Genomic DNA, 2833 nt, shown 5'->3' on the forward strand with positions numbered 1-2833 from the left:
GTGGTTAGGTGTTGGGTGGCGCGGGTGAGGGCGACGTAGAGGTCGTTGCGGCCTCGGGGGGACTCGGCGACGATGCGGTCCGGGTCGACCAGGATGACCGAGTCGAACTCCAAGCCCTTGGCCTCGGCGACGGTGAGCACCACGACCCGGCTCTCCAGGTCGGGCTGCTCGCCGATGGCTGCCTCGGGCAGCGCTGCGGTCACGGCGGCACCGAGGTCGTCGAGCCGGCCGGCCGGCACGATCACACCGAGCCGCCCGTCGGCCAGCCCGGCCACCTCCGCCGTGGTCACCTCCACCAGCTCCGCGGCCAGCCGCTGCGTCGGCACCGCGAGCGCGCGGGGAGCGACACCGCTGGAGCGTACGGCCCGGGGCGGCCGTAGTGACGGGTCGATCTCGGCCAGTACGTCGGCCGCCACCGCCATGATCTCGGCGGGCGTACGGTAGCTCACGGTCAGCTCGGTCAACCGCCACCGGTCCGCCACGTACGGGGCCAACGCCTCCGCCCACGACGGCGTGCCGGCCAACGCGCCGGTCTGCGCGACGTCACCGACGATCGTCATCGAACGGCTCGGGCAGCGGCGCATCAGCAGCCGCCAGGCCATCGGGGACAGTTCCTGCGCCTCGTCGACGATCACATGCCCGAACGCCCAGGACCGATCCGCCGCCGCCCGCTGTGCGGTGGTCAGCCGCTCCGTCTCCTCCTGCCGCTCCAGCAGCCGGTCGGCGTCGATCAGGTCGGTCACGCCGAGGATCTCGCCGCCGTCGGCCTCGTCCTCCACGTCGATCGACTGGGAACCCCTGGCGATCTCCAGGACGCCCTCGGCGTACTCCCGTTGCAGAGCGCGGATGCGTTCCCGACGGGCGGCCGCGGCCCGATCGTCTTCACCGAGCAGCTCCGCCGCCTCGTCCAGCAGCGGCACGTCCGCCGGGGTCCAGCCGCCCGGTTCGCGGTGCAGCGCGGCCCGTTCGTCGGCGGTCAGCATCGGCGCGGCAGTGGCGATCCGCTCGGTCGAGGCGTACAGGTCGGCCAGCAGCCGCTGCGGGGTGAGCACCGGCCACAGTTCGTCCAGGGCGGCGCGTACCTCGGGCTCCTCACGCAGTTCCCGGCGGATCTCCGCGCGGTCGGCCTCCTCCAGCAGGTTCTCCCCACCCAGCGGGTCGGCGCCGATCCGCTCGGCCACCTGGTCGGCCAGCGCGTGGACGATCTCGATGTCGAACACCGCCCGGGCCAGGTTGTGCGGTCGACCGCTGTGCCGGGCCCGCTCCCGGGCCGCGTGCACGGTGGCGGGGTCGAGAAGCAGGATCTCCCGCTGCGGCAACTCGATCTCCACCGGCTCGTCGAGCACCGGCTGCCGGTCGCGTACCGCGTTGGCGAGCACCTCGACCATCACCGGGCGTCCCTTGACGGCAGCGGTAGTGGCCGGCTCCGCGCGCCGGGCGTGCACCCCGGGAAAAAGATCAGCCTGGGTACGCAGCAGCACGCCGGTCTCGGCCAGCGCGGGCAGCACCTGCGAGATGTAGCGCAGGAATGTGGCGTTCGGACCGACGAGCAACACACCGCGGCTGGAGAGTTCCCGGCGATGCGTGTAGAGCAGGTACGCCGCGCGGTGCAGCGCCACCGCCGTCTTGCCGGTGCCCGGTCCACCCTGCACCACCATGACCCCGGGCAACTCGGAGCGGATGATCCGGTCCTGTTCGGCCTGGATGGTCTCGACGATGTCCCGCATCCGGCCGGTGCGACCGGCGTTCAGCGCGGCCAGCAGCGATGCCTCCCCGGTCAGCTCCTCGTGTGCGGTGGGGGAGGCGGTCGCCAGGTCCAGCACCTCGTCGTTGACGGCGATCACCTTGCGCTGGCGGGTACGCAGGTGCCGGCGTCTGCGTACGCCCTGCGGGTTGGCGGCGGTGGCCAGGTAGAAGGCGCGGGCGGCCGGGGCGCGCCAGTCCACCAGCAGCGGGTCGTAGTCACCGTCGGTGTCGAAGATGCCGATCCGGCCGATGTACCGCCGCTCGCCGTCGTCGGTGTCCAGCCGGCCGAAACACAGGCCGTTCTCCACGGCCGAGAACTGTTCGACCTGGCTGGCGTACATACCCACCGAGCTGTCGCGCTGGGAGCGTTCCTGCCGTGTCCCGCCGGTGGTGCGCAGCTGTTCGGTGAGCCGGCGGGACGCCTGATCGCGCAACCCGTCCAAGCGCTGGTAGAGCATCGAGACGTACTCCTGCTCGCGGCCGATCTCGTCGTCGGACGGCGAACCGCCGGAGTGCCTTGACAATCCGTCTCCCCGGTGTAGAATTCGAAATCAGAACGGCCGTTTAGCGCCGTTCTTTTTTTGTGCCTGAACTGGCAAAGATACCGCGTGGTGAGCGGTGGCCACCACGCGGTCGGGCTTGAGTCAGCCCACTCAGCGACGTTCCGTGCAGATCTCGTCCGAGCGGGCGACCGTGTCCGTGGACCACGCGACCGCCACCGTGAAGCAGTAGTCGAGCCTACGGTCGAGGCTGTAGACGATGAAGCTCTCGGTGCCGGCGGGCAGGTCGGCGAAGGGCGTGGGCGACTGTCCGCGACGGCCACCCGAGACGATCACCGGTCCTTCGCTCCCGGCCGGATATTTCCACCGCAACGTCACGCTGTCGCGATTGTCCTTGAGGTCGAGTCCGGCGGGTGGGGCGCCGGGGGAGGCGGGCGCCGGGTCGTCGCCGGTGGCCGACGGGGTGGCTGATCCGCTCGGCGCGTCACCGGGACTGCCGGCGCGGTCGACCCGGGACACTCCGGCGATGACCGCGGCGGTGCCGAGCAGCACCACAGCCACGCCGGCCGCGACGAAGAGCACCAGCC

Annotated in this window: 1 protein-coding gene and 1 pseudogene; both read right to left on the reverse strand. The window is 71.5% G+C overall.

All coding sequences use genetic code 11. The features are described from left to right. Window positions 1–2204 (reverse strand): HelD family protein (locus C1I93_RS29990; protein ID WP_258378379.1); only part of this gene is annotated, 2204 nt, incomplete at its 3' end. 195 nt (window positions 2205–2399) lie between these two features. Further along, a pseudogene (locus C1I93_RS31850) lies at window positions 2400–2833 on the reverse strand (tetratricopeptide repeat protein); the annotation flags it as partial.

The sequence above is a fragment of the Micromonospora endophytica genome (assembly GCF_003236305.1).
Classification (GTDB): domain Bacteria; phylum Actinomycetota; class Actinomycetes; order Mycobacteriales; family Micromonosporaceae; genus Micromonospora; species Micromonospora endophytica.